Consider the following 25,279-nt stretch of genomic DNA (forward strand, 5'->3'; position numbering starts at 1 on the left):
TCAGGACTGCACGAACTGCATCTGCGTGCCCGCGAGCTCGATCAGGTCACCGTTGTGCAGGTTGACCGCCTCGGTGCCGATGGCGCTGCCGTTCACGGTGGGCTTGATGGCGCCTTCGACCAGCGCAACCACATAACCATGGGGACGGCGCGTGATGGCCGCCACCGCCACACCCGGTTTGCCGATGGTGGTGACCACCTTGACCAGCGGCACTTCACGGCCCGCAGCAGCACCCGACATGACGCGGATCGAGCCATTGCCCACCGGGGCGGCTGGCTCGGCGGCCCCCACCACGGCACCGGCGTTGATGACCGTGGTTTTTTCAAAGTTCTCGACCACACCGTCGTGCACGAACTTGATCTTGTACTTGCCGATCTCGACCGTGTCACCGTTCTTCAGCTTCTGTTTCTTGATGGCCTTGCCATTCACATAGGTGCCGTTGGTGCTGTTGAGGTCTTCAAGAAACACCTCGGCGCCAGACATCTGCATGACCGCATGCTCCCCGCTGACCGCGAGGTTGTCGATCACGATGTCGTTGTAGGGACGACGACCGAGCGTGGTGCGGTCTTTGGTGAGCTGCACTTCCTTGATGACGACGCCATCGATGGAAACGATCATTTTCGGCATGGCCGACTCCTGTGGAACCTGATGAATTAATTCTTAAGAACTAGCGCCGCCAAGCATACGCGACAGCAAACCCCTGCGGACCTGTTTGGCGCGTGCCAGCACCAGTATCACCGAAATATTATCCCGACCCCCGTACCCGTTGGCCGCATCGACCAAGGTGCGGCATTTCCCCTGCAAACCGCCTGTCGCCATCAGTATCGCGGCAAGCTGTTCATCGAGCACCATGTCGCTCAGGCCATCGGAACAAAAGAGGTACAGGTCACTGTCTTCAACCCGGTATTCGTTGACTTCCAGCAACACCGTGTCCTCGACCCCCAGGGCGCGGGTGACGAGGTTCTTGTGGGTGGCGAACTGGGCCTGTTCCTGCGAGATCAGGCCGGCGTCGATCTGCTCCTGCAGCAGAGAGTGGTCGCGCGTGATCTGCTGCAGAGTGGTGCCCCGCAGGCGGTAGCAGCGTGAATCGCCCACATGGCCGATCATCGCTCGCGTTCCCATGAACACCCCCATGACCATGGTGGTGCCCATGCCCGCGTACATGGGGTTGGAGTTGGCGGCGTTGAAGATCGAGCGGTTGGCGTTGTCGATGCAGATTTCCATCGCCCGCTTGAGTTCGCGGGGGTTGGCCTCGTGCCCGCCATCGACCAGCCAGCGGCCCAGCTCTTCCTTGATGAACGTGGTGGCCATGGCGCTGGCCACTTCGCCCGCGTTGTAGCCGCCCATGCCATCGGCCAGCACCACCACCTGGTTCTCGGCATCCACGGCAACCGTGTCTTCGTTGTTGTCGCGGACCAGGCCTGGGTCCGTGAGGGCGGCGTACTCAAAGTTCATGTTGAGCAGGTTTATAACCAAACATGTGATTCGTCATCGTTCTTGATTTCGACTATTTGTCACATATTCCGCGATATCAGGGGCTGCGACCCTGGTGGTTGACGGACGTTGGGGGCTGACCTGTGTGGTTTCAAAGTGGTCGGACGGGCCGGCCGCGCTACTGGCATTGTCGCGCAATGGCATATCGGTACCAGCCAGGGTATCGACTTCCGCTCGCAACCGCTTCAGTTCGGCCGCCAGATCAGCGCCGGTCTGGTAGCGCTGAGCGGGTAACTTGGCCAGACTCCGGGTGAGCATGTCGGCGATCCCGGCGGGCAATCCGGGTCGCAGGGCGCGCACATCGGGGGGGCTCTGGTTGGCGATCTGGTACATCAGCGCGGCCATGGAGTCGCCCCGGAACGGCAGCGTGCCCGTGAGCAGCTGGAACAGCATCACCCCCAGCGAATAGAGGTCGGAGCGGCCATCGATGTGCTGCCCGGCCAGTTGCTCGGGCGACATGAAGCTGGGTGTGCCCAGCACCATGCCGGTCTTGGTGCGACTGGAATCGGTGATGCGCGCGATGCCGAAGTCGGTGACTTTCACGCTGTCGGCATCCGGCGCATACATGACGTTGGCCGGCTTGATGTCGCGGTGCACCACGTTTTGGCGGTGCGCGTAATCCAGCGCCAGGGCGACCCGCTCGCCGATGTCCAGCACCGTGGCCACGGGCAGCAGGTGGTCCGCGCGGGTGTGTGCCACCAGGTCCCGGCCCGGCAGGAATTCCATGGCGATGTAGGCCAGGTCGTGTTCTTCACCGGCGTCGAAGATGGTGACGATGTGCGGATGCTGCAGGCGCCCGGCGGTCTCGGCCTCGCGGAAGAAGCGCTCTCGCGCGTCCTGCAGTTCGCTGCCCTCGAATTCGGCGCTCAGCGCCAGGGTCTTGATGGCCACCCAGCGGCCGATCTTCGGATCTCGACCCTGGTAGACCACGCCCATGGCGCCCTTGCCCAGCTCCTTTTCGACCTGGTAGCGCCCGAGCATGGGCTTCTCGATGCCGCCACCCGTGAGCAGCAGGGTGCCGCCCGGGTGCAATGCGCCACCGCCCAACACCATGGTTTCCGACAGGTTTCTGGCGCGTTTCAGACGGGCCTGCACATCGGCATCGGCACGGTCCAGCCGGGCCATGTGTTCGTACACCGACTGCGCCTTGTTGAACTGGCGCTTGCGCTCGAAATCCAGCGCCAGCTGCTGGAGGTTGTCCATCAGCGCCTCGCTGTGCGGCACGCGGCGCAGGCGGTCAAAGGCCATGTCCAGCTGGCCCTGGCCCTGCAGCGCCAGGCCCATCATGCGGTTGGTTTCGGCCGACTCGGCATCGGTCTGGACCTTGCGCGCCTCGGTGACCCCGAAGCGCCGCGTGACGAGGGCCAGGTGGCCGATCAACAGCAGCGCGGCCGGGAACACCAGCGGCAGCCACAGCGCGGACGCGGACAGCAGGCCGTATTCCGCACCCAGCATCAGCACGAACAGTGCGCCCGAGACCCAGGCACCGCGCACCGCTGACAGCCGCGGCAGGGCCAGCAGCAGATAGACCGCCACCGCCAGCACCAGCGCCGCCACGGCGATACCGCTCCACAGCGGCCGGGCGATGAAATGGCCCTGCAGGATGCTGGAGGTGATGTGTGCCAGGATCACGGCGGGCGACATGGCGGCCGCCACCGGCGTGGTGAACACGTTGCCAACCCCGGTCGCGGTCGCGCCCACGATCACGATCTTGCCGGCGTACTTGGCGGCGGGGATCTTGCCCGAGACCACGTCGTAGAAACTGTCCACCGCAAACGCGGGGCGGCCGTCTGGGTCCGGATAAAACTGCGGCAGCACGCGCGCCAGTTCGTCGGTCGGTATGCGCAAGCGCCCGAGCTGCACCCCCTCGCCGGGCAACAGGCGCAGGTCCTGCACGCCCAGGTTCAGGCTGTGCGCAGCCACCGCCAGCCCCATGCTGGGCACGGCGTGGCCGTCAAAGTTCAGCAACAAGGGTTCCTGGCGCACCGCGCCATCACGGTCCTGCAACTGGTTGAGGTGGGCCACGGCCACGGCGGCCTCACCGATGGCGGCAATGGGCTGCTGCGACTGCGATGCCGGGAAGCCAAAACCGGTGGCATCCACCAGCGCGCTTTTCCGTGCAAAGGCGGGCAGCGGCTGGTCGGGCCGGCCCAGAGGCTCACCGAGTTCGAACACCGAAGGCACGATCACGTTGCCCGCGCGAGCCATGCTCGCGACCAGACGGCCATCGGCGTCGAGCTTTTCTTCCGCCTTGATGAGGGTGCGGACCAGGCTCTCGCGCGACAGCGGCCCCAGGTCCGGCAGCGTGCCGCCCTCGATCTGGGTGCGCAGCTCACGCAGGCTGTCCAGTCCACGCGCGGTCTGGGGTTCAAAAAACAGCGCCGTGTGCGCCACCGTTCTGGCACCAGCGGCCTTGAGCTGGTCGATCAGCTGCGCATGCACCTCGCGCGGCCAGGGCCAGCGCCCGATGTTGGCGATGCTCTGGTCGTCGATGGCGATGATGGCGATGCGGTCGCTGGGTGCGCGCCCGCTGTGGCTGCTGGCGAAGTCGTAGAAGCGGCGCTCGAAACCGCTGAAGAGATCGGTGGCCGCGTGCAAGGCCAGCACACCGGCCACCACCGCCAGGCCCAGCAGCGCGTCCGGGCGCCAGCCCCGGCGGCGGGCGCTCGGCGGCATGGCTTGGCGGCGTTCAGGGGTGCGGGGCAATTTCCGACCTTGTTGGCGTGAGGAGACCGTTGGGGTGAACAAAGCCGCAAACGGTGCGAAGGTATCTCACGGTATCGGCACTACCGCCGTGCGCATGATCGTTGCATTTTGTTGCAATCACCGTGCCACATCAAGCGCCAGAGGGAGCTCCCGGACTTGTTTCTGCAGCGCCCAAGAAAAAAAGGCAACGCAAGCGTTGCCTTTGTCACGTCAGCCTGGGAGCCGTTTCACAGCTGCGCCTTGAGCAGCTTGCCCAGCTCGGACGGGTTGCGCGTGATGATGAAGCCGGACTCTTCCATGATGGCGAGCTTGGCATCGGCCGTGTCGGCACCACCGGAGATCAGCGCACCGGCGTGGCCCATGCGCTTGCCGGGAGGGGCCGTCACACCGGCGATGAAGCCGACGATGGGCTTCTTCATGTTCGCCTTGCACCACATGGCGGCTTCGGCTTCATCGGGGCCACCGATCTCGCCGATCATGATCACGGCATCGGTGTCGGGATCGTCGTTGAAGGCGCGCATCACGTCGATGTGCTTCAGGCCGTTGATCGGGTCGCCACCGATGCCCACAGCGCTGGACTGGCCCAGGCCCACTTCGGTCAGCATGGCCACGGCTTCATAGGTCAGCGTGCCCGAACGCGAGACCACGCCGATGCGGCCCTTGCGGTGGATGTGACCGGGCATGATGCCGATCTTGATTTCTTCGGGCGTGATCAGGCCGGGGCAGTTGGGGCCCAGCAGCAGGGTCTTCTTGCCGCCGGCGGCTTCCTTGGCCTTCATGCGGTTGCGCACTTCCAGCATGTCCTTGACCGGGATGCCTTCGGTGATGCAGACCGCCAGGTCGAGGTCGGCCTCGACGGCTTCCCAGATCGCGGCGGCAGCGCCTGCGGGCGGCACGTAGATCACCGACACGGTGGCGCCGGTCTGCGCCGCGGCTTCCTTGACGGAGGCGTAGATCGGGATGTTGAAGATCGACTCGCCGGCCTTCTTGGGGTTCACACCGGCCACGAAACAGTTCTTGCCGTTCGCGTATTCCTGGCACTTTTCGGTGTGGAACTGACCGGTCTTGCCCGTGATGCCCTGGGTGATGACCTTGGTGTCTTTGTTGATGTAGATCGACATGGTGTTTCTTCTCCGGGCTTATTTGACGGCAGCGACGATCTTGGTCGCGGCTTCGGCCATGGTGTCGGCCGCAATGATCGGCAGGCCCGATTCGGCCAGCATCTTCTTGCCCAGCTCTTCGTTGGTGCCCTTCATGCGCACCACCAGCGGCACGGACAGGTTCACGGCCTTGCAGGCGGTGATCACGCCGGTGGCGATGGTGTCGCACTTCATGATGCCGCCAAAGATGTTGACCAGGATGCCCTCAACCTTGGGGTTCTTGAGCATGATCTTGAAGGCTTCGGTGACCTTCTCGGGGGTGGCACCGCCGCCCACGTCCAGGAAGTTGGCCGGTTCGCCGCCGAACAGCTTGATGGTGTCCATGGTGGCCATGGCCAGACCGGCACCGTTGACCAGGCAGCCGATGTTGCCGTCCAGGCTGATGTAGGCCAGGTCAAACTTCGAGGCTTCGATTTCGGCCGGATCTTCTTCGTCCAGATCGCGGTAGGCCACGATCTCGGGGTGGCGGAACAGCGCGTTGGCGTCGAAGTTGAACTTCGCGTCCAGGGCCATCAGGTTGCCCTTGGAGTCGCAGTTCAGGGGGTTGATCTCCACCAGGGACGCGTCGGTGTCCATGTAGCACTTGTAGATCTTGGCGAAGATGTCCACGGCCTGGTCGACGGAGGCGCCGCTCAGTCCGATGGCTGCGGCCACCTTCTTGCTCTGCTCAGCCGTGATGCCGGTGAGGGGGTCGATCATCTCGGTGATGATCTTCTCGGGCGTGGCGTGGGCCACTTCCTCGATGTCCATGCCGCCTTCGCTCGATGCGATCAACGCCACTTTCTGGGTCGCGCGGTCGGTGACGAGCGACACGTACAGCTCGTTCTTGATGTCGGCGCCGTCTTCGATGTAGAGGCGACGCACCTTCTGGCCTTCGGGGCCGGTCTGGTGGGTCTTGAGCTGCATGCCCAGGATTTCGCCCGCGATGCGCTTGACGTCTTCAATGGTCTTGGCAACCTTCACGCCGCCGCCCTTGCCGCGGCCACCGGCGTGGATCTGGGCTTTCACCACCCAGACCGGGCCACCCAGTTTTTGCGCGGCTTCCACCGCTTCCTGCACCGTGAATGCCGCGATACCGCGGGGCACCGGCACACCAAATTGACGCAAGATTTCCTTGCCTTGGTACTCGTGAATCTTCATGAGGTCTCTCTCGGACTGGGGGGGTTGTTCGATCCGGCCAAAAAGGCGCAGCCGGCGCACGGGCAATGAACACGGCAGCCGGCGACTGTATCATGGTGCAACGCACCAATCTATATAAGCAGCGGCTTACGTAATGCATAATTATAAAGGCCGACGCTGAACCCTGACTGACACCCACAGGAGACGCCATGGCCAAGATCTTCATCGACGGCGAAGCCGGCACCACCGGCCTGCAGATTCGCGAACGCCTGCAAACGATGCCGGCCATCGAGCTGCTGAGCATCGCGCCGGAGCGGCGCAAGGACCCCGAAGCCAAGCGCGATCTGATGGCGCAGGCCGATCTGGTGATCCTCTGTCTGCACGACGATGCGGCCATCGAATCGGTGGCCATGATCGAGGGCCTGCCGGGCCGGAAACCCCGGATCATCGACGCCTCCACCGCCCACCGCTGCGCGCCCGGCTGGGCCTATGGCTTCCCCGAACTCTGTGCCGACCAGCGCGAGGCCGTGATGAAAGCGGATCGTGTGGCCAACCCCGGCTGCTACGCCACTGGCGCCATCGCTTTGCTGCGTCCGCTGGTCGATGCCGGGCTGCTGCCGAAAGACTTCCCGGTCTCGCTGCCTGCGGTCAGCGGTTACTCGGGCGGCGGCCGCAGCATGATCGAAGCCTATGAAAAAGGCGAAGCCCCGCTGCACGAGGCTTATGCGCTCGGCCTGACGCACAAACACATTCCCGAAGTCCTGCGTTACACCGGCCTGAGCCGCCGGCCCATCTTCATGCCCGCCGTGGGCAATTTCCGCCAGGGCATGCTGGTACAACTGCCACTGCACCTGGACGACCTGCCTGGCGCGCCGAAAGCCAGCGACCTGCACGATGCGCTGGTCGCCCACTACGCGGCCAGCGTCTCGGCCGGCGGCTGGGTCAGCGTGGAGCCCGCACCGGAGAGCGGCAAGCTCGACGCCACCGCCCTCAACGACACCAACCAGCTGGAGCTTCGGGTGTTTGCCCATGAAGCCCATCGTCAAGCCGTGCTGATCGCGCGCCTGGACAACCTGGGCAAGGGCGCCAGCGGCGCCGCGGTGCAAAACCTCCAGCTCATGCTCGGTCTCTGAGCGGAACTTCCGCTCAGTTCGACCGACCGGGTTCGCTGCGGGGTTGGTTCACCACCTGCTGCAACAAGCGCAGGTCTTCCGTCACCCGGTCCGAGTAGGCCTCGAACTGGTCGGCCACCATGCGTCGGGCGTCGGCCCGCTTGCCCGCCTGCTCCAGCGCGAGCACATTGCACGCCACGTGGTGGAACATGCGGTGGTGCGAAAGCAAGGCGGTGAACCCCGGGAAGGTGCCCAGGCGGGCCCGGGCCTGACCATGGATCCAGCGACCCAGATCGCAACGGTCGTCGCGGCAAATCTGTTCGACGTCCAGTCCGGCTTCGGGGTGGCCGGCCAGATGCGCCAGCACGTGCTGCTTCCACTGCTGGTGAGCGGCCACGGCGGCGTCGATGTCCAGGCCCTGCGCGGCGCCCGCGGCCTCCGCCTGGAGCTGGTGGTCGTGCACCGCCCCTTCAGCGCCAAAGAACCGCCGGAATAAAGCCATGGTTTGTCTCCAGGGACACGCATTGTGGCGTGCTTTTGAATACCCCGGATGGTAATGCGAACGCCAGGCTCCCAGCCGCTCAGTTCTCGTGGCGCCCGCCCACCACTTTTCGGATGACATCCCCGCCAAAGCCGCGAGTGGCCAGGAAGCGCATCTGCTTGGCCTGTCCCGCGGCATCGGCGGCCGGCTCACCGAACTTGCGGCGCCAGATCTCGCGCGCGCGCTCGAACTCGGAACCCTGCAGACCGGCCACGGCCGTGGCCACGGCTTCGGCGCTCACGCCCTTGGCCTGCAGCTCGTGCTTCACGCGCGACGCGCCGAGCCGGCTGGCACGGCGGTGCAGCACCGACGCCACCACGCGCCGCTCATCGATGAAGCCCTTCGCCTGCAGATCATCGAGTGCGCGGGCCAGTTCACCGGGCTCGGTTTCGTGGGGCTTGAGCTTGCGCTCCAGCTCGGCACGCGAATGCTCACGGCCGGCCAGCAGACGCAGGGCGCGGCCCTTGAGTGACGGCTGATCAAAGCCCATTTCAGCCTGCCGCTGTCGATTGGTGCGTGCGATCCACCGGACCGCTTATTCGGCGACGGCGGCTTTCTCCGCCTTGGCGGCCTTGCCACCTTTGGCCGGCGCAGCGGCTTCGTCGGTGGGCAGCAGCGGCACGCCGAGTTCGGTGCGCACCTTGTTCTCGATCTCGACGCGCAGATCGGGGTTCTCGCGCAGGAATTCGCGCGAGTTGTCGCGACCCTGGCCGATCTTCTCGCCGTTGTAGGCGTACCAGGCACCGGATTTTTCGATCACCTTGTGCAGCACGCCCAGGTCCAGGATTTCGCCTTCGCGGCTGATGCCTTCGCCAAACAGGATGTCGAACTCGGCCGTCTTGAACGGGGACGCCACCTTGTTCTTCACCACCTTGACCCTGGTTTCGTTGCCGATCGAGTCCTCGCCTTTCTTGATCGTGCCGGTGCGGCGGATGTCCAGGCGCACCGAGGCGTAGAACTTGAGCGCGTTGCCGCCGGTGGTGGTTTCAGGTGACCCGAACATGACGCCAATCTTCATGCGGATCTGGTTGATGAAGATGACCATGCAGTTGGTCTTCTTGATGTGGGCGGTGAGCTTGCGCAGCGCCTGGCTCATCAGGCGGGCCTGCAGGCCGGGCAGGCTGTCGCCCATCTCGCCTTCGAGTTCGGCCTTGGGCGTGAGCGCGGCCACCGAGTCGACCACGATCAGGTCAACCGCGCCGGAACGCACCAGGCTGTCGACGATTTCGAGCGCCTGTTCGCCGGTGTCGGGCTGGGAAATCAGCAAATCTTGCAGGTTGACGCCGAGCTTCTGCGCGTACTGGATGTCCAGCGCGTGTTCGGCGTCAACGAAGGCACACTGGCCGCCCACCTTCTGCATTTCGGCGATGGCCTGCAGGGTGAGCGTGGTCTTGCCCGAGGATTCCGGGCCGTAGATCTCGATCACGCGACCCCGCGGCAGGCCGCCGACGCCCAGCGCGATGTCCAGCCCCAGCGAGCCGGTGGACACCACCTGGATGTCTTCGATCACCTCGCCCTCGCCCAGCCGCATGATCGTGCCTTTGCCGAACTGCTTTTCGATCTGGGCCAGCGCGACCTGCAGGGCCTTGGCCTTTTCGCTGTTGACGGGGTTGTTCTTGACGGTTGCGTCCATGTGATGCTCCTGAGCGGGTGAGTGGGTGTTCGCTTCCAACAGGTGTTTTTGTGTACAGGCTGGATGCTTGAACAGCAGTTTACCGCTTTGTATATCTCAAACAAGCCATTATTTGGTCAATTTGCCTTACTATTTACATCCCCCCTGCGCCGCTGCGCGACTTCCCCCCAGGGGGACGGCGCTGGCGGCCCGGCGAAGCCGGTTCCGCGGCGCCCTGGGCGGGATGCACTTCTTCCGACTGAACCCATGAATGCTGAACGGCACGTTGCCACCCCCGACGACCGCTGGCGCTCCGGACATCTGGGCCGTCTGATGGGTCTGGCTTTGCGACGTTTTGACGAGCGCGTGCTGCACCTGATGGCGCACGATGCCAACGTGCCGCTGGGCTTGTCCAACCTCGCCGCACGGGCGCAGGTGGGCGCGGCCCACATCCACATCACGCGCCACCTGGCGCTCAAGGGCTCGCGCCTGACCGAACTCGCCCACCAGGCGGGCATGAGCAAGCAGGCCATGGGCGATCTGGTGACACAGTGCGAAGCCTGGGGCCTGGTGCGGCGCGAACCCGATCCGCTGGATGCGCGCGCAAGGCGCATCGTGTTCACCGACACCGGCCTGCTCTGGCTGGAGGCGTTTCGCCAGGCGGTGGCGCAGGCCGAGGCGGAATTTCGCGCCCAGGTCGGCGCCGAGGTGGCCACCGTGGTCGCGCTCGGGCTGGAGGCGTACGGCACCTGAATGGCCGCGCGGCACGCGCCCAGGCGGCCCGCGCGCCGGGGGTTTATCCCGGAACCGACCCCTTCGGCGAAGCCTAAAATGGCCGCGGAGACCCTGCCGCCACCAGCCGGTTGTGCGGCTGACCGAGCCCCCACAACAGGCCGTCCGACCGGCCACAAAGGAAACCCGCATGCGCATCCTGATTGCCGAAGACGACCAGGTTCTGGCCGATGGTCTGCTGCGCAGTCTTCGCGCGGCCGGCGCGGCTGTGGACCATGTGGCCAGCGGCAGCGAAGCCGACGCCGCACTGATGACCAACAACGAGTTCGACCTGCTGATCCTGGACCTGGGTTTGCCCCGGATGCATGGCCTGGAGGTGCTCAAACGCCTGCGGTCACGCGGTTCGGCGCTGCCGGTGCTGATCCTGACGGCGGCCGACAGCATCGAGGAACGCGTCAAGGGCCTGGACTATGGCGCCGACGACTACATGGCCAAACCTTTTTCGCTGCAGGAGCTCGAAGCGCGGGTGCGCGCGCTCACGCGCCGCGGCATGGGTGGCAGCACCAACACCATCAAGCACGGCCCGCTGGAATACGACCAGGCCGGACGTGTGGCGACCATCGACGGCAAGATGGTCGAGCTCTCGGCGCGTGAACTGGGCCTGCTCGAAGTGCTGCTGCAGCGCGCCGGGCGCCTGGTGAGCAAGGACCAGCTGGTCGAGCGCCTGTGCGAGTGGGGCGAAGAGGTGAGCAACAACGCCATCGAGGTCTACATCCACCGCCTGCGCAAGAAGATCGAGAAGGGACCGATCCGCATCGCGACGGTGCGGGGGCTGGGTTATTGCCTTGAAAAAATCCCTGGATGAAGGCCCCCCCCCGCGCCGGGCTTGTTGCCCGTCACCCCCCAGGGGGCAGCACTGGTGGCCCGGCAAAGCCGGCTCCACGGTGCTCTGGGTTGGAACCCTTCGCTCCGGACAAGTTTGCGATAAACCGCCGCAGCTGACATGTCCGATCCCAAAAAACACGACAACGGCCAGATGTCGTTCGGGCTGTTCCAGCGCGAGCAGCGCAGCCTGTTTGGCGAGATCCTGGACTGGATGCTCACGCCGCTGCTGCTGCTGTGGCCGCTGTCGCTGGCACTGACCTGGTTTGTCGCGCAGGGCATTGCGAGCAAGCCGTTTGACCGGGCGCTGGAGTTCAACCTGCAGGCGCTGACGCAGTTCGTGGTGAACCAGAACGACCAGGTGAGCTTCAACCTGACACCGCAGGCACGCGACCTGCTGCGCGCCGACGACAGCGATCTCGTCTACTACCAGGTGCTGGACCCCCGCGGCACACTCATCAGCGGCGAGGGCGACTTCCCACTGCCGCAGGACAACGAGACCCCCGAACCCGGGCGGGTGATGCTGCGCGATGACATCGTGCGCGGTGACGAAGTGCGTGTGGCCTACGCCTGGCTCTCGCGCAACCAGGATCCCAAACGCCTGGTGCTGATGCAGGTGGCCGAAACCAAGGGAAAACGCTCCACGCTGGCCACCGAAATCATCAAGGGCGTGATGGTGCCGCAGTTCGTGATCCTGCCGCTGGCGGTGCTGCTGGTGTGGATGGCGCTGGTGCGCGGCATCCGCCCGCTCAACGAACTGGAACAGCGCATCCGCGCGCGCAAGCCCGACGACCTGAGTCCGATCGAGGAGTCTTTCATTCCGCAGGAAGTGGCGCCCCTGGTCTCGTCCATCAACGACCTGCTCACGCGGCTGAAGACCTCGCTGAGCACGCAGAAACGCTTCCTGGCCGACGCGGCCCACCAGCTCAAGACACCGCTGGCGGGGCTGCGCATGCAGGCCGAGCTGGCGCAGCGCGAGAGCGATCCGCAGGAAATCCGCGGCTCGCTGCAGCAGATCGCGCGCTCCAGCACCCGCGCCACCCACACGGTCAACCAGCTGTTGTCACTCGCCCGCGCCGAGACCACCGGCCGCACGCTGCCGACCGCGCGCATCGACCTCGCCAAGCTCGTGACGGGCGTCGTGCAGGACTCCGTGCCTCGGGCGCTGGAGCACGGCATCGACCTGGGTTACGAAGGGCCTGAGGAGATGCCTGCGGATTGCCTGATGGACGGCAACCCGACCCTGCTGCAGGAGATGACGCGCAACCTGGTGGACAACGCCATCAACTATTCCGGTCGCGGTGGCGTGGTCACGGCGCGCGTGCTGCTGGATCGCTTCAGCGGCGTGATGATCCTGCAGGTGGAAGACAACGGCCCCGGCATCCCGGAAAACGAGCGCGAACTCGTGCTGCAGCCGTTCTACCGCGCGCTGGGCACCAACGTCGACGGCTCGGGCCTGGGCCTGGCCATCGTGCACGAGATCGCGCAGCAACACGGCGCCGTGGTGTCCATGGAGGACGCCCAGCCAGAACGTGCCCACCGGGGTCTGCGCGCGTCGGTGCGTTTTGCGCCCCGCAAGTCCCCGGACAAGGACTGAAGCCAGGCGACGCGGTCGCGGAAAATCAGGCCGTTGTCGCCGGCTGGTACACGTTGAGCTGCAGCTTCTCGCGTTCGACCGCCCGCGCCACGGCCGGCAGCGCCGCAAAACGCTGGGCCAGATCCCAGGTGGCGGGGAAGGTGGTGGGGTCGATGCCGGCATAGCCGCCCCAGCGCAACAGGGTCAGCGCATAAGCGTCGAGCGCACCAGGCTTCTCGCCCGTGAGCCAGGGCGCCGCCTGGGCCGCGAGCACCTCGATCTCGCCCAGCAGCCCTCGGTAGCTGTTCGCGGCGAACGCACGAATGACCTTTTGCGCACCTTCGTCGTCGGTGAACTTCTGCGGCATGAACACATGGGTGAAGGTGGGGTGCACGGTGTTGTTCATCCAGGCCAGCGTGGACAGCGCACGCGTGCGCGCAAGACCCGAGGCGGGCAGGATGCCGGCCTGTGGAAACTTCGCGTCCAGGTGCAGCAGGATGGCCACGATCTGGGTGATCACCTCGCCGCCGTCCACCAGCACCGGCACCTGGCCGCGCGGGTTCATGGCGAGGTAGTCTGCCGAGCGCTGTTCGCCCTTGTGCAGCTTCACGCTGACGGGCTCGAACGCCGCGCCCGAAAGTTCCAGCATGCTGTGCGGCACGAACGAGCAGGCGCCCGGGGCGAAATAGAGTTTGAGGCTCATGGTGTGTTGTCTCCAGAATCAGCTGAGGTGTTTGCCCAGCACGCCGGCGATTTCAAACATCGTCACCTGCGGCTTGCCGAACACCGGTTCCAGCTTGGCGTCGGCGTTGATGTTGCGCTTGTTGGCCGCGTCCTGCAGGCCGTTGGCCTTGATGTAGTCCCACAGCTTCTTGACCGCTTCCGGGCGCGACACGGCGTCTGCACCGATCACCGCGGCCAATGCAGCGCTGGGCTGCTTGCCGCTGGCGGCGGTGGTCTTGCGCGGTGCCTTGGGGGCTTTCACCGCGGGCGTCTTTTTGGCTGCGGCTTTCTTCGCGGGCGCCGCCTTCTTGGCCGGTGCGGCTTTGCTGGCGGCCGCGCGCACGGGTGCGCCGGCCGCGGTCTTGCGCGGCGGGAACTTGGATGGCGCGAACTCGAAGTTCACCTTGCCCGCCTCTTTGTCCCAGGCGAGGAAGGCCTTGAAGGCGCGGCGCGTGCGCATGGAGACGAACTTGTCGAGCAGGTCGGTCTTGCCGGTTTCCAGCAGCTTGCTCATCTGCTCGCGCGCCACCGGCTGCTGCAGGATGATCTTGCCGCTCTTGAAGTCGCAGCTCGGCGTGGCCTGCGCCAGGGTGGGCACCGATTTTTCGCACACGTAGTTGGCGCCGTGCTCAAACACCGCACTGCCGCACTTGGGGCAGGCGCCGAGTGATTCGCTGCCGCTGAAGTCCACCAGTTCGCCGGTTTCTTCGCCCTTCTTGTCGTCGCCGAAGTCGAATTCCAGCTTCCAGTTCTTGTCTTCTTCGTTGAACTTGATGACGATCTCGGCCACGAAGGGCCAGCCCGCCTTGGAGCGGAAGCCTTCGAGCGGGCCGATCTTCTTGGTCGCCAGCAGCTGTTCGGCTTCTTCGGGCTCGAAGGTGCGACCGGCCGGCGACTTGCCGAACGAGAAGCCACAGCCTTCGCTGTTGCCGTCGGCGCCGGTGCAGGCGTAGCGGCGGTAGTTTTCCTTCACCACGCCGCCGCAGTTCGGACAGGGCGTGGACAACGTGGCGTAGTTGCCCGGGATGGTGTCGCGGTCGTATTCCTTGGCCTTCTTCACCATGCGCTCGGTCATGGCGGCGATCTCGCCCATGAAGGCGGCGCGGCTCAGTTTGCCGTGCTCCATCTGCGACAGCTTGTATTCCCACTCGCCGGTGAGTTCGGGCTTGGAGAGCTCTTCCACGCCCAGGCCTCGCAGCAGCGTCATGAGCTGGAAGGCTTTGGCCGTGGGGATGATCTCGCGGCCTTCGCGGAACATGTATTTCTCGGTCAGCAGGCCTTCGATGATGGCCGCGCGCGTGGCGGGCGTGCCCAGGCCTTTTTCCTGCATGGCTTCGCGCAGTTCGTCGTCATCCACCAGCTTGCCCGCGCCTTCCATGGCACCCAGCAGCGTGGCTTCCGAATAGCGCGCGGGCGGCTTGGTTTTCAGGCCCCTGGTTTCCACCGATTCGGTGCGCACGGTCTCGCCTTCGCGCACCGGCACCAGGTTCTGCCCCTTGTCGCCCTCCTTGGCATCGACCACGTCTTCGGCGGCTTCCTTGCCGTAGACCGCCATCCAGCCCGGCTTGACCAGCACCTTGCCTTCGGTCTTGAAATGATGATTCAGAACTTTAGAAATGCGCGTGGTCACCATGAACTCGGCGCTGGGGAAGAACACAGCGAGGAAGCGGCGCACCACCAGGTCGTACAGCTTCTGCTCGGCTTCGCTCAGGCCGCTCGGTGCCTGCAGCGTGGGGATGATGGCAAAGTGATCGCTGACCTTGCTGTTGTCGAAGATGCGTTTGCTCGGGCGGATGTAGCCGTTGTTGAGCGCGATCAGCGCGTGCGGCGCCAGGTGCTTCATGCCGCTGCCGGCCAGCATCTCGAAAGTCTGCTTCACCGTGGGCAGGTAGTCCTCGGGCAGCGCGCGCGAATCGGTACGCGGGTAGGTCAGGGCCTTGTGGCGCTCGTACAGGCTTTGCGCGAGCTGCAGCGTGGTCTTGGCAGAAAAACCAAAGCGGCCGTTGGCCTCTCGCTGCAGGCTGGTCAGGTCGTACAGCAGGCCGCTGGCCTGCGTGGTGGGTTTGCTTTCTTCGGTGACGCTGGCGGCCTTGCCGCGCACCGCATCGGCAATCGCCAGCGCCTCGCGCTGGCTCCAGACGCGGTCGGCGCGCTGCTCCAGGTCGGCGTCGTCGCCGGTGGGTTTCTTGAACGCGGGATCGAACCACTTGCCCGGGTACTCGCCTGCTTCGGCCAGGAAGGCGCCGTGGATTTCCCAGTAGTCGCGGCTGCGGTGGGCGCGGATCTTTTCCTCGCGCTCGACCACGATGGACAGCGTGGGCGTCTGCACCCGGCCCACGGTGGTGAGGAAGAAGCCCCCGTCGCGCGAGTTGAAGGCGGTCATGGCGCGCGTGCCGTTGATGCCGACCATCCAGTCGGCCTCGGAACGGCTGCGCGCGGCGTCGGCCAGTCCCTGCATCTGCGCATCGCTGCGCAGGTGTTCGAAGCCGTCGCGGATGGCGGCGGGCGTCATGGACTGCAGCCACAGGCGCTGCACCGGCTTGCCCAGCGTCTGGTAGGCACCCCCTTTGAAGCCGCCAGCGTACTGTTCGATCAGGCGGAAGATCAGTTCGCCCTCGCGGCCCGCATCACAGGCGTTGATGAGCTGGGTCACGTCCTTGCGCTTGGCCAGCCGGACCACGGCCGACAGACGCGACTTGGTCTTGTCGATCGGCTTGAGCTCAAAGTAGGGCGGCAGCACCGGCAGGTGGGCAAAGCTCCACTTGCCGCGCTTGACGTCGAATTCTTCGGGCGCGGCGATCTCCACCAGGTGGCCCACGGCGGAGGTGACGACGTAGCCGTCACTCTCGAAGTGGTCATCGTGCTTCTCGAACTTGCCCGCCACCGGGGTGAGCGCTCGCACGATGTCCTGGGCCACGGATGGCTTCTCGGCAATGACCAATGTTTTGGCGAAACCGTCTGTTTTCATCTCTACAATCAACTTTCACGCGCGCATGCACGCGCACACATGGGTACGCACACACACGCGCGCACCTGCATGAATCAACCTTACCAAAAATTCCGGCCGTGAAGAAAAGCCTCCGCCAGACCCGGCCGCGCCCCGATGACCCCGCTCCCAAGGCCCAGGCCCGCGCGAGCCGGCGCATCCAGACACGGCGCTCCGGCGTGCACGGCAAGGGGGTGTATGCGGTGGTCGATCTGGCCGAAGGCGAGACCCTGATCGAATACGTGGGCGAGATCATCAGCTGGGACGAGGCGCTCAGGCGCCACCCGCACGATCCCAGCGACCCGAACCACACCTTCTATTTCCACATCGACGAAGCGCACGTCATCGACGCCAAGGTGGGTGGCAATTCCTCGCGCTGGATCAACCACAGCTGCAAGCCCAACTGCGAAGCCGAGGTGGACGACGGCCGGGTCTTCATCCGCGCCATGCGCAACATCGCCGCGGGCGAAGAGCTGTTCTACGACTACGGGCTGGTGATCGACGAGCCTTACACGCCCAAGCTCAAGGCCGAGTACCCCTGCTGGTGCGGCGCCAAAAACTGCCGCGGCACGCTGCTCGCGCCCAAGCGCGCCGGCAAAGCGTCGAAGCTAGGATGACCCCCCTGCGCCGCTTCGCGTCTTCCCCCCTGAAGGGGGGACGCACCCTGTGGCCCGGCAAAGCCGGTTCCACGGGTGCCCTGGGCGGCTTCACGCGCTCCGGCGCAGAGACGTGCCCGTCCCTGTCTCTTGCAGACCATGTCTGATCTGCTGGCCCATGTCGAATCGGTCTGGCAGGCGGTCGTCGCCGATCTGCCGGGTTTCACCGTCGAGGTGCTGCCCAGCATCGACTCCACCAACAGCGAACTCATGCGCCGCGCGCGCGCGGGGCTCATGGAGCCGGTGCTGCTGGCGGCCGAGGAACAGACCGCCGGGCGCGGGCGCCTGGGCAAGGGCTGGCACAGCAAGGCAGGCCAGTCGCTGACGTTTTCGCTCGCGCTGCCGCTGGCGCCGGCCGACTGGTCGGGCCTGTCGCTGGCCGTCGGCGTGAGCCTGGCCGAGAGCCTGCACCCGGACGTGCAGCTCAAGTGGCCCAACGATCTCTGGCTGCACCAGCGCAAGCTCGGTGGCATCCTGGTGGAAACCGCCAGCAACGGCCTGCTGGCCGGTGATGCCACGGCGCACCAGCGCCTGGTGGTGGTGGGCGTGGGCATCAACATCGCCCGCCCCGAAACCGCGGCCGTGAGCGCCCTGGACAGCCCCGATGCGGTGCTACCCGCCATGGCGCCCGCCGGCTTGTCCGAGGTGCTGGTCGGCCTGACCGCGGGCGAGGTGCTGGAACGCGTGGTGCCCACGCTGGTGCGCGACCTCCTGGCCTTTGAATCCCAAAGCTTCGCCGCCTTTGCCGAGCGATTCGCCCGGCGCGATGCACTGCAGGGGCGCAGCGTGCGACTGTCCGACGGCACCCTGGGAACCGCCTGTGGCGTGGACCCGCAAGGGGCCTTGCTCGTTCAGACCGCCCAGGGCATGCAGGCGGTCACCAGTTCGGAAGTGGGTGTGCGGCCATGTTGAGGGTGGTGATCTGGCTGCTGGTACTGGCCAACACGGGCTATTTCGCCTGGACCCAGGGCTACCTGGGCGCCCTGGGTCTGAAGCCGGTGGTGCAGTCCGAACCGGAGCGCTTGCAGTCCCAGATCAGGCCCGAGGGCTTGCGCCTGCTCAACGCCCCCCGACCGGCCTCCGCACCAGCCCCCGCCGCAGCGCCCGCCACACCAGCCACACCAGCCGCGCCACCAGAAGCGACCGTCGTGGCCGTGGCAGACACCACGGAGGCCCCGGTTGTGGCGGAACCGCCCGCTTCGGCCTGCTGGCTGGCCTCGGGCTTTTCATCCGAGCAGGCCGACGTGTTGCGCTCGGCGCTGCAGCAGCTGGACTTGCCCGGTGGCAGTTGGCAGCTGAACGAGGTGCGCAGTGGCGGGCGCTGGGTGGTCTACATGGGACGCTACAACGACGAGCAGATGGCCCGCAAGAAGACCGAGCTGCGCGACATCAAGATCGAATTCCGCGAGGTGTCGGTGCCGACGCTGGGCCGGGGGCTGGCGCTGGGCACGTTTTCCAGCGAAGCCTCGGCCGAACAGGCCCTGAAGGACCTGAGCAAAAAGGGCGTGCGCACCGCGCGCGTGGCGCTGGAGCGGCCCGAAGGCACCAGCTTTGCCTTGCGCCTGCCCGCCGTCACCGAAGCGCAGCGCAACGCCGTTAGTGGCCTCGGCGCAGCTCTCGCGGGCAAAAGACTCCAGCCCTGCGAATGAAAAAAGCCGCTGTCAAAACAGCGGCTTTTTTCCCCCAGAGCACCCGTGGAACCGGCTCAGCCGGGCCACAGGGTGCATCCCCCTCCGGGGGAAGGCGCGAAGCGACGCAGGGGGGATGCCTTATCCACCAGCGACGACGCGCGCCATCTCCAGGCACTTGTTGGAATAGCCCCACTCGTTGTCGTACCAGGCCACGACCTTGACGAAGGTGCTGTCCAGCGCGATGCCGGCGTCGGCGTCGAACACGCTGGTGCAGGTCTCGCCACGGAAGTCGGTCGCCACGACCTTGTCGGTCGTGTAGCCCAGCACGCCCTTGAGCGCGCCTTCGCTCTGCGCCTTCATCTCGGCGCAGATCTCGGCGTAGCTGGCTTCCTTGCTCAGTTCCACGGTCAGGTCGACCACCGACACGTCGGAGGTGGGCACGCGGAAGCTCATGCCGGTCAGCTTCTTGTTCAGCTCGGGAATCACCACGCCCACAGCCTTGGCAGCGCCCGTGCTCGACGGGATGATGTTTTCCAGGATGCCGCGGCCACCGCGCCAGTCTTTGTTGGACGGGCCGTCCACGGTCTTCTGCGTCGCGGTTGCAGCGTGCACCGTCGTCATCAGGCCGCGCTTGATGCCCCACTTGTCGTTCAGCACCTTGGCCACGGGGGCCAGGCAGTTGGTGGTGCACGAGGCGTTGGAGATGATGGCCTGGCCGGCGTAGGTGGTGTGGTTCACGCCGTAGACGAACATGGGGGTGTCGTCCTTGGAAGGCGCGGACAGGATGACTTTCTTGGCGCCGGCGTCCAGGTGCTTCTGGGCCGTGACCTTGTCGAGGAACAGGCCGGTGGATTCGATCACGATGTCGGCACCGACATCGGCCCACTTCAGGTTGGCCGGGTCGCGCTCTTGCGTCAGGCGGATGGTCTTGCCGTTGACGACGATGTTGCCGCCTTCGACCTTGACGGTGCCCTTGAAGCGGCCGTGCACGCTGTCGTACTGCAGCATGTAGGCCAGGTAGTCGGGTTCGAGCAGGTCGTTGATGGCAACGACTTCGATGTCGGCAAAGTTCTGGATCGCGCTGCGCAACACGTTGCGACCGATGCGGCCGAAGCCGTTGATACCGATCTTGATGGTCATGTCCTGTACTCCTGTTGGATGGATGAAAAGCAAAAACGAAACTGCTTATTTGGCGAGAACGGTGCGCACCGTGTCGGCCACGTTCTGGGCGGTGAAGCCGAAGTGCTCGAACAGCACTGGCGCCGGGGCCGACTCGCCATAGGTGTCGAGGCCGATCACCGCGGCCACGCCGTATTTCCACCAGCCGTCGGTGGAGCCCATTTCCACCGCGATGCGCGGCAGGCCTTTGGGCAGCACGTCCGCCTTGTAGGCCGGATCCTGGCGGTCAAAGGTCGTGGTGCTGGGCATGGAGACCACACGCACCGCGATGTTGTAGGCGCGGGCCAGCAGGTCCTGCGCCTTGAGCGCGAGCTGCACTTCGGAGCCGGTGGCGATGATCACCGCCTGGGCCTTTTTCTTCAGGCCCACTTCGCTGGGCTCGGCCAGCACGTAGGCACCGCGGCTGATGTCGCCGAGGTCGTGCTTGGGCGCGTAGGGCAGGTTCTGTCGGCTCAGCAGCAGCGCGGTCGGCTTGTGGGCGTTCTGCAACGCAACGGCCCAGGCCACGGCGGTTTCGGCCGTGTCACCCGGACGCCAGACGTCCAGGTTGGGGATCAGGCGCAGGCTGGCGGCGTGTTCGACCGACTGGTGGGTCGGGCCGTCTTCACCGAGGCCGATGGAGTCGTGCGTGAACACATGGATCACGCGCTGCTTCATCAGCGCGGCCATGCGGATGGCGTTGCGGCTGTAGTCGGAGAAGGTGAGGAAGGTGCCGCCGTAAGGGATGAAGCCACCGTGCAGCGCGACGCCGTTCATGACCGCGGCCATGCCGAATTCGCGCACGCCGTAGTTGATGTGGCGGCCACCCTGGCCGGCCTCGTTCTTGACCACGTTGCCGGCCAGATCGAAGCGCAGGTTGGGGGTGGACTTGGTGTTGGTGAGGTTGGAGCCGGTCAGGTCGGCGCTGCCACCCAGCATCTCAGGCAGGGCGGCCGTGAAGGCTTCCAGCGCGATCTGGCTGGCCTTGCGGCTGGCCACGGTCTCGGCCTGGGTGTGGGCCGCGAGCACGGCGTCCACGGCGACCTGGTGGAACTGCTTGGGCAGCTCGCCCTTCATGCGGCGGGTGAATTCCTTGGCCAGCTCGGGGAAGGCCGCCTTGTAGGCGGCGAACTGCGCGTTCCAGGCGGCCTCGGCGGTCTTGCCGGCGGCCTTGGCGTCCCAGGCGGCATACACGTCTTTCGGGACCGCGAACGGCGCGTGGGGCCAGCCCAGGGCTTCGCGGGTGAGCTTGATCTCTTCGGCACCCAGCGGCTCGCCGTGGGCCTTGGCGGTGTTGGCGCGGTTCGGGCTGCCCTTGCCGATGCTGGTCTTGCAGCAGATCAGCGTGGGCTTGTCGGCGCTGTTCCTGGCGGCGGCGATGGCTTTGTCCACGGCGTCGGCATCGTGGCCGTCGACCGCGCGGATCACGTTCCAGCCGCAGGCTTCAAAACGCTTGGGCGTGTCGTCGATGAACCAGGGCGCGACCTGGCCGTCGATGGAAATGCCGTTGTCGTCGTACAGGGCGACCAGCTTGTTGAGCTTCCAGGCGCCGGCCAGCGCGATGGCTTCGTGGCTGATGCCTTCCATCAGGCAACCGTCGCCCAGGAAGACATAGGTGTTGTGGTCCACGATGGCGTGGCCGTCGCGGTTGAACTCGGCGGCCAGCAGCTTCTCGGCCAGCGCCATGCCGACGGCGTTGGTGAGGCCCTGGCCCAGCGGGCCGGTGGTGGTTTCCACGCCGGGCGTGTGGCCGACTTCGGGGTGGCCCGCGGTCTTGCTGCCGAGCTGGCGGAAGTTCTTCAGTTCGCCGATGGGCAGCTTGTAGCCGGTCAGGTGCAGCAGCGCGTAGATCAGCATGGAGCCGTGGCCGTTGGACAGCACGAAGCGGTCGCGGTTGGCCCAGGCGGGGTTGGTGGGGTTGTGGCGCAGGTGGCGCCCCCACAGGGCGACGGCCATGTCGGCCATGCCCATGGGCGCGCCGGGGTGGCCGGAGTTGGCGGCCTGCACCGCGTCCATGGCGAGCGCACGGATCGCGTTGGCCTGGGTCTGGGGCGACACGCCGGGGATGGCGGCGGGGGCGGGGCTGGTGGGGGTGTTGGCGGCTTCGAGCATGGGGGGAACCGGAGGGTGGGGGATGGCGGCGCAAGAGCGCCAAACCCGGGATTTTATCGGGCCGCCCCGGCCGCTCGTGAATAATGAGGACGTGACCCCGACCCACACCACCGCGAAGGCCCCTGTTCCCGCCATGATCCTGGCCGCCGGACGCGGCATGCGCATGCGCCCGCTGACCGACGCGACGCCCAAACCTTTGCTGCTGGTGCAAGGCCAGCCGCTGATGCAGTGGCCGATGGAAGCCTTGTACCAGGGCGGTTTCTCCCGCTTGGTGGTCAACACCGCCTGGCTGGGTGAGCAGATCGAGCAGCGGTTCGCCGACTGGCCACAACAGCACCCGGGCGCGCAGATCGTGTTTTCGCACGAGGGCCAGGACTTCGGCTATGCGCTCGAAACCGCGGGTGGCATCTCGCGGGCGCTGCCCCTGCTGGGCGAGGTGTTCTGGGTGCTGGCGGGCGACGTGTACGTGCCCGGCTTTTCCTTCACGCAGGCCCGGGTGGACCGCTTCGCCGCCAGCGGCCTGCTGGCGCACCTCTGGCTGGTGCCGAACCCGGCGCACAACCCCGGTGGCGACTTCGGCCTGAGCGCCGGGGGCCTGGCGCTCAACCAGGCCGACCTGAAACACACCTACAGCACCATCGGCCTGTACCGCCGCGCCCTGTTCGAAGCCCCTTGGTGCGACACCATCCCCGGCAACCCGCAGGGCACGGCAGCTGCGCTGGCACCGCTGCTGCGCAAAGCCATGGACGCGGGGCTGGTCAGCGCCGAGCTCTACACCGGCCCCTGGACCGATGTGGGCACGCCCGAACGTTTGAAAGAACTGGGCTGAAGCAATCGGCTCCCCCCGCGCCGCCTGCGGCGTGCCTTGCAGGCCGCGTCATCGTCGGAGCCGATGCCTCTTCGTCCCGTCCAAGCCTGCGCAGGCAGGCTCGGAGCCGCGGTCCTCAGCCCCCCAAGGGGGGCGGCGATGCGAGTGGCCCGGCGAAGCCGGTTCCACCGCATCCTTGGTTGAACTGCGCGCCGGGCAGTGGCACTGCGGGGTCGTTGCAAAACACGGAGAATGCGTCCATGGACGCACACACCTCTCACGCCCTCTACGCCGAACGCCGCGCCCGCGTGGCCGCCCAGCTGGGCCCCGGCGGCATCGCCATCGTGCCGACCGCGCTGGAGCGCCAGCGCAACCGCGACAGCGACTTCCTGTTCCGCCACGACAGCTACTTCTATTACCTGACCGGGTTCTCCGAACCCAACGCCTGGCTGGTGATCACCGCCGAGGGCGAAACCACGCTGTTCTGCCAGCCCAAGGACCTGGAGCGCGAAATCTGGGACGGCATCCGCTTGGGCCCCGAGGCTGCGCCCGAGCACCTGGGCGTGAGCGCGGCCTTTTCCGTGGCCGAGCTCGACCAGCGCCTGCCCCGGCTGCTGGAGAACCGCCACACGGTGTGGTTCCCCTTCGCCACGCACAAGGGCCTCGAAGGCCGGATCGACGGCTGGCTGCAGTCGGTGCGCGCGCGGGTGCGTTTTGGCGCGCTGTGCCCCGAGTCGCAGCGCGACCTGTGCGGCGTGCTCGACGAGATGCGGCTCTTCAAGGACCCGTTCGAGCGCGACACCATGCGCCGCGCCGCGCAGATCAGCGCCGGCGCCCACATCCGCGCCATGCAGCGCAGCGCCGCCATGCTGCGCGCCGGACAGGACGTGCGCGAATACCACCTCGACGCCGAACTGCTGCACGAATTCCGCCAGCATGGCTCGCAGTACCCGGCCTACGGCAGCATCGTGGCCGCCGGGGCCAACGCCTGCGTGCTGCATTACCGGGCCGACAACGCGCCGATCCGCGACGGCGAGCTGGTGCTGATCGACGCCGGCTGCGAGCTCCACGGTTATGCCTCGGACATCACGCGCACTTTCCCGGCCAACGGCCGCTTCACCGGCCCGCAGCGCGCGCTGTACGAGCTGGTGCTGGCGAGCCAGGTGGCCGCGATCGAAGCCACCCGGCCCGGCGCGCGTTTCGTGGCGCCCCACGAAGCGGCGGTGCAGGTGCTCACGCAAGGCATGCTGGACCTTGGCCTGCTCGACAAGAACCAGGTCGGCACGCTGGAAGACGCGATCCAGCACCGCCACTACTTCGCCCACTACATGCACCGCACCGGCCACTGGCTGGGCATGGACGTGCACGACTGCGGCAGCTACGTGGAGCCGTCCGAGGTGGACACCGTGAGCGAACGCCAGGACCCGCTGAGCGGCGAGACCATCAAAGACCGCCCGAGCCGCATCCTGCGCCCCGGCATGGCGCTGACCATCGAGCCCGGCCTGTACGTGCGGCCCAGCGACGGCGTGCCACGCGAGTTCTGGAACATCGGCATCCGCATCGAAGACGACGCCTTCGTCACCGAGTCCGGCTGCGAACTCATCTCGCGCGGCGTGCCGGTGCAGCCCGAGGAGATCGAAGCGCTGATGCGCGCGTGATCGTTCCGGAGGCTTCTCCCACCGTGCGCGTCCTGAGCGTCAACACCGGCAGCGCCCGCGCTTTGCGGATCGGCACTCGCAGCGTGCTTTCGGCCATCGGCAAGTCAACCGTCGCTGGCCCGGTGTCGGTCGGGCGGCTCGGTCTGCAGAGCGACGAGCAGGCCGACCCCACGGTGCACGGCGGGCTGGACAAGGCGGTCTACGCCTATCCGGTGGAACACCTCCCGTTCTGGCAGGCGCAGCGCCGCGAAGCTGGCGTGAGCCTCTTCGACGAAGCGCTGCCGCCCGGCTTCATGGGCGAGAACCTCAGCATCGAAGGCCTGCTGGAGCACGAGGTCTGGATCGGCGACGAACTGCACTTTCCCGGCTGCGTGCTGCGCGTGACCGCGCCGCGCGAGCCCTGCTTCAAGTTCAACGCCGTCATGGGGCTGAACCAGGCGGGTCGGCTCATGATGGAGCGGCTGTGTTCCGGCTTTTACCTTGCCGTGGTGCGGACCGGCACCATCGAAGCGGGTGAGGCCTTCCTGCTGGTGCCGGGCACCCGTGGCCTGCGGGTCAGCGAGGCATTCGCCGCCAAACGCCTGAAACACCTGCGTTGATCCGCCGATCGGGC

The 25,279-nt window shown here is 66.3% G+C and carries 22 protein-coding genes; 10 read left to right on the forward strand and 12 right to left on the reverse strand.

Annotation, left to right across the window (positions count from 1 at the left end):
• The 5 genes from AC23D4_RS14355 to sucC form a co-directional block, all read right to left on the reverse strand.
• Nucleotides 1-627, reverse strand: a complete 627-nt coding sequence (locus AC23D4_RS14355) for an FHA domain-containing protein (RefSeq protein WP_472888625.1) — start codon at nucleotides 625-627, stop codon at nucleotides 1-3.
• Nucleotides 628-660: 33 nt separating this feature from the next.
• Nucleotides 661-1,455, reverse strand: coding sequence for a Stp1/IreP family PP2C-type Ser/Thr phosphatase (locus AC23D4_RS14360; RefSeq protein WP_472888624.1), 795 nt, complete (start codon nucleotides 1,453-1,455; stop codon nucleotides 661-663).
• A 33-nt stretch (nucleotides 1,456-1,488) separates the two neighbouring features.
• Complete coding sequence (locus AC23D4_RS14365) at nucleotides 1,489-4,170, reverse strand: CHASE2 domain-containing serine/threonine-protein kinase (protein ID WP_487623631.1); 2,682 nt, start codon at nucleotides 4,168-4,170, stop codon at nucleotides 1,489-1,491.
• A 257-nt stretch (nucleotides 4,171-4,427) separates the two neighbouring features.
• A complete protein-coding gene (gene sucD / locus AC23D4_RS14370; protein ID WP_472888622.1) occupies nucleotides 4,428-5,321 on the reverse strand; it encodes a succinate--CoA ligase subunit alpha in 894 nt (297 codons plus the stop codon).
• Nucleotides 5,322-5,339: 18 nt separating this feature from the next.
• Complete coding sequence (gene sucC / locus AC23D4_RS14375; protein WP_472888621.1) at nucleotides 5,340-6,500, reverse strand: ADP-forming succinate--CoA ligase subunit beta; 1,161 nt, start codon at nucleotides 6,498-6,500, stop codon at nucleotides 5,340-5,342.
• A 188-nt stretch (nucleotides 6,501-6,688) separates the two neighbouring features.
• Between sucC and argC the strand changes: the two genes are divergently transcribed.
• Complete coding sequence (gene argC, locus AC23D4_RS14380; RefSeq protein WP_472888620.1) at nucleotides 6,689-7,612, forward strand: N-acetyl-gamma-glutamyl-phosphate reductase; 924 nt, start codon at nucleotides 6,689-6,691, stop codon at nucleotides 7,610-7,612.
• 13 nt (nucleotides 7,613-7,625) lie between these two features.
• On the opposite strand, the gene AC23D4_RS14385 is transcribed toward argC, so the two are convergent.
• The 3 genes from AC23D4_RS14385 to recA all read right to left on the reverse strand — a co-directional run bounded on the left by AC23D4_RS14385 (nucleotide 7,626) and on the right by recA (nucleotide 9,765).
• Entirely contained in the window at nucleotides 7,626-8,093 is a 468-nt protein-coding gene (locus AC23D4_RS14385) for a CZB domain-containing protein (protein WP_472888619.1), read from the reverse strand.
• Between the two features lie 79 nt (nucleotides 8,094-8,172).
• Complete coding sequence (gene recX, locus AC23D4_RS14390; RefSeq protein WP_472888618.1) at nucleotides 8,173-8,622, reverse strand: recombination regulator RecX; 450 nt, start codon at nucleotides 8,620-8,622, stop codon at nucleotides 8,173-8,175.
• 45 nt (nucleotides 8,623-8,667) lie between these two features.
• Nucleotides 8,668-9,765, reverse strand: a complete 1,098-nt coding sequence (gene recA, locus AC23D4_RS14395) for a recombinase RecA (RefSeq protein WP_472888617.1) — start codon at nucleotides 9,763-9,765, stop codon at nucleotides 8,668-8,670.
• A gap of 246 nt (nucleotides 9,766-10,011) precedes the next feature.
• On the opposite strand from recA, the gene AC23D4_RS14400 reads away from it, so the two are divergent.
• The 3 genes from AC23D4_RS14400 (at nucleotide 10,012) to AC23D4_RS14410 (ending at nucleotide 12,955) form a co-directional block, all read left to right on the forward strand.
• Nucleotides 10,012-10,497 carry a MarR family winged helix-turn-helix transcriptional regulator gene (locus AC23D4_RS14400; protein WP_472888616.1) on the forward strand — a complete coding sequence of 162 codons (486 nt, stop codon included), beginning with the start codon at nucleotides 10,012-10,014 and terminating at the stop codon, nucleotides 10,495-10,497.
• 169 nt (nucleotides 10,498-10,666) lie between these two features.
• Nucleotides 10,667-11,341, forward strand: a complete 675-nt coding sequence (locus AC23D4_RS14405) for a response regulator (protein ID WP_305359989.1) — start codon at nucleotides 10,667-10,669, stop codon at nucleotides 11,339-11,341.
• 138 nt (nucleotides 11,342-11,479) lie between these two features.
• Nucleotides 11,480-12,955, forward strand: a complete 1,476-nt coding sequence (locus tag AC23D4_RS14410; protein WP_472888615.1) for a sensor histidine kinase N-terminal domain-containing protein — start codon at nucleotides 11,480-11,482, stop codon at nucleotides 12,953-12,955.
• A 25-nt stretch (nucleotides 12,956-12,980) separates the two neighbouring features.
• On the opposite strand, the gene AC23D4_RS14415 is transcribed toward AC23D4_RS14410, so the two are convergent.
• Entirely contained in the window at nucleotides 12,981-13,637 is a 657-nt protein-coding gene (locus AC23D4_RS14415) for a glutathione S-transferase family protein (protein WP_472888614.1), read from the reverse strand.
• Between the two features lie 18 nt (nucleotides 13,638-13,655).
• Entirely contained in the window at nucleotides 13,656-16,625 is a 2,970-nt protein-coding gene (locus AC23D4_RS14420) for a DNA topoisomerase III (RefSeq protein WP_472888613.1), read from the reverse strand.
• A gap of 176 nt (nucleotides 16,626-16,801) precedes the next feature.
• On the opposite strand from AC23D4_RS14420, the gene AC23D4_RS14425 reads away from it, so the two are divergent.
• The 3 genes from AC23D4_RS14425 (at nucleotide 16,802) to AC23D4_RS14435 (ending at nucleotide 18,948) form a co-directional block, all read left to right on the forward strand.
• Complete coding sequence (locus AC23D4_RS14425; protein WP_472888680.1) at nucleotides 16,802-17,260, forward strand: SET domain-containing protein; 459 nt, start codon at nucleotides 16,802-16,804, stop codon at nucleotides 17,258-17,260.
• A gap of 138 nt (nucleotides 17,261-17,398) precedes the next feature.
• Complete coding sequence (locus AC23D4_RS14430; RefSeq protein WP_472888612.1) at nucleotides 17,399-18,211, forward strand: biotin--[acetyl-CoA-carboxylase] ligase; 813 nt, start codon at nucleotides 17,399-17,401, stop codon at nucleotides 18,209-18,211.
• Entirely contained in the window at nucleotides 18,205-18,948 is a 744-nt protein-coding gene (locus tag AC23D4_RS14435) for an SPOR domain-containing protein (RefSeq protein WP_472888611.1), read from the forward strand. Before AC23D4_RS14430 ends, AC23D4_RS14435 begins: the two co-directional genes overlap by 7 nt.
• Before the next feature lie 120 nt (nucleotides 18,949-19,068).
• On the opposite strand, the gene gap is transcribed toward AC23D4_RS14435, so the two are convergent.
• Nucleotides 19,069-20,070: a type I glyceraldehyde-3-phosphate dehydrogenase gene (gene gap, locus AC23D4_RS14440; RefSeq protein WP_472888610.1), complete on the reverse strand. Its 1,002-nt coding sequence runs from the start codon at nucleotides 20,068-20,070 to the stop codon at nucleotides 19,069-19,071.
• 45 nt (nucleotides 20,071-20,115) lie between these two features.
• On the reverse strand, nucleotides 20,116-22,104 hold the full coding sequence (tkt, locus tag AC23D4_RS14445; protein ID WP_487623743.1) for a transketolase: 1,989 nt from the start codon (nucleotides 22,102-22,104) through the stop codon (nucleotides 20,116-20,118).
• A gap of 229 nt (nucleotides 22,105-22,333) precedes the next feature.
• Between tkt and AC23D4_RS14450 the strand changes: the two genes are divergently transcribed.
• The 3 genes from AC23D4_RS14450 (at nucleotide 22,334) to AC23D4_RS14460 (ending at nucleotide 25,265) form a co-directional block, all read left to right on the forward strand.
• Nucleotides 22,334-23,029 (forward strand): nucleotidyltransferase family protein, encoded by a 696-nt coding sequence (locus AC23D4_RS14450; RefSeq protein WP_472888679.1) that lies wholly within the window; start codon nucleotides 22,334-22,336, stop codon nucleotides 23,027-23,029.
• Between the two features lie 239 nt (nucleotides 23,030-23,268).
• The gene (locus AC23D4_RS14455) at nucleotides 23,269-24,666 is read left to right on the forward strand and encodes an aminopeptidase P N-terminal domain-containing protein (protein WP_472888608.1); all 1,398 of its coding nucleotides are present in this window, start codon (nucleotides 23,269-23,271) and stop codon (nucleotides 24,664-24,666) included.
• Nucleotides 24,663-25,265, forward strand: coding sequence for an MOSC domain-containing protein (locus tag AC23D4_RS14460; protein WP_472888607.1), 603 nt, complete (start codon nucleotides 24,663-24,665; stop codon nucleotides 25,263-25,265). Before AC23D4_RS14455 ends, AC23D4_RS14460 begins: the two co-directional genes overlap by 4 nt.
• Nucleotides 25,266-25,279: the final 14 nt, after the last annotated feature.

The organism is Hydrogenophaga sp. L76, assembly GCF_057654755.1.